Here is a 2042-nt window from a genome sequence, read left to right on the forward strand (position 1 = left end):
GGACGCCGGCATGGCCATGATCTCGTCGGCGACGTCTCCGCAGACCTTGTAGGCGGTGTCGAAGGCCGCCTCCAGTTCGTCGCACGTATTGCCGTGGCCGTGCGCCTCTATGGCGTTGCACGTCTCCCGTTCCCGTGCCCAGGCCTCGTCTAGGCATTGGCCGAGTTCGAGGAACCGTGCATCGCGGGCGACCACCGCCTCCAGATCCGCGCGAAGCTCATCGAGGATGTCGCCATCCTCCAGCACGCCGTCGGCGACCTTCAGCTTCAGCAGCATGCCGGCCGGCGTCTCGGCACGAGTGGCGGCGATCTGATCGACGATCGCGTCCGCCTCGTCGAGCAAGGCATACATTCGGCGCTCGGTCTCGTCGACGCCGTGCTCCTGCTTCAGCCGCGCCAGTTCCGCCTCATAGGCTTCGCGCTGGGCTTCACGCGCGGCATAATGCGCCGCCCTCTCGATGTTCACAGGATGGCTGCGGTCCGACAGTTCGGCGATCGTCATCGCCTTGAATCGCTCGATCAGATCATCCGGCAGAACATCCGCAGGCAACTTCGGACTTGCGGCGAAATAGCGGGTCTCCGCCGCACTGTGAGCCGTCGCGGCGGCTTCGTAGCGGGCGTAGATGCTGCGGTGCCGACTTTCCAGGTCGAAGATGCTCGGCTGAGGCCTCGCACCGCTGGCGCCGCTCTGACGGCTCCTGAGAAAATCCACGACCTCCGTGCCCGCGTGACGTGGTCCGAACGCGGCCATCAGATCCACGGCCCGGCGATCCCATGCTTCGGGAAGCGGCGCTTCGGGCTCTATCCGGGCGAGATACTCGGTGCCGTCCTTGCGCGTCATGACTTCAAAGGCGAAGCCGAGGACCTCAAGGCCCTCGACATAGTCGGCGGCGGTGATCGTCTCTGCGGTGGGCCGGAGGGTTTCGAGGCGGTCTGCCGCCGCGCCCCAGATCTGGCCGTTGCTGACCACCGGAACGAAGTCGCCGCTCGTGCGGCACAACTCGATGAGATCGAAGCGGAGGTGATCCTCGTCCGGCCTCGCAGCCGCGATGGCAATCGGGCTGCTGGAAGTCTGGCTTATCTGCGTTATGGCGTTCATGGCTTTGCTCCCGTCGCGCTGCGGGAAGGCTTCCCGTCAAGCACTTTAAACGGTAGCGGCAGAATTACCGCATGTCAAACTGTGAGCGGTATATTTACCGATAGTAGTAGAATGAAACGGCCGTCACGCCGAACCCGTACCCTGGCTTTGCATATGCTGTGCGGGGAAAACCGCCCGCTCCCGCGAATGAAAAACCCCGCCGGAGCGGGGTTATGAAAAAGCCGGTGTAACTTCTAACAGGTCTTCGAAACGAATTCTGGCGGCAGTGGCCCACCAGGATCAACACCCGTAAGTTCGCTGAATCGGAGCCAAGCCGAGAAATGCTCAGCCTTCTCCTGCAGATCCTTAACCTCAGCATCGAGTTTTTCGAAGCGGTCGGCGATTTCACGGCTCTTGGCCTGCATTGCGCGCCCATAGGTGCCGGGCTTGGGAACCTCCCTTCCTAGCTTCTCATACGTGTCGATCCACTCGCTATAAGCATCGCGCAGATTGGCTAACGCCTCTTCCGGACTCTCGCCATCAGACATGCAACCCTGCAGATCAGGAATATAGGCGACATAACCACCTCCGTCCGCTTCGGTAAGCGGTGCGATCATGATTTGGTACTGGTTCAATCTACGCCTCCTTGTCCGCGCTGGGCTCGGTCATGCGCCTTCACCAAGGCTACAAACTGACGAATGTACGTTGGCTTAATGGGGCGCCTGCTCGGAATGGGCAAAACGCCCTGTAGCAACAGACTGTATGCTTTGAAATGGCTTCCGCTAGTGGGCGAGTCAAGCTCTAATCCGTGCTGAGAGCACACCGCGCCTATGTCACGAATGGTCCAATCGCCCTGTGGATTCGCCTCCATTCGCTGGAGGATCTTATCTTTTTTTGGCAAGCGAGAACCTCGGGGCCTTCGAGCTAGTGGATTAACCGAGACAAAAGCATCCCTTTGGGGATTC

At 60.7% G+C, this 2042-nt stretch carries 2 protein-coding genes; both read right to left on the reverse strand.

The features are described 5' to 3' along the window. Nucleotides 1-1098: hypothetical protein (locus tag ATO4_RS26645; protein ID WP_139802737.1), on the reverse strand; the 1098-nt coding region annotated here is incomplete at its 3' end. A gap of 233 nt (nt 1099-1331) precedes the next feature. Beyond that, nucleotides 1332-1712 (reverse strand): type II toxin-antitoxin system HicB family antitoxin, encoded by a 381-nt coding sequence (locus ATO4_RS28775; protein ID WP_348626487.1) that lies wholly within the window; start codon nt 1710-1712, stop codon nt 1332-1334. Between the last annotated feature and the right edge of the window lie 330 nt (nt 1713-2042).

Source organism: Aurantimonas sp. 22II-16-19i, from assembly GCF_002088275.1.
Lineage (GTDB): Bacteria > Pseudomonadota > Alphaproteobacteria > Rhizobiales > Rhizobiaceae > Jiella.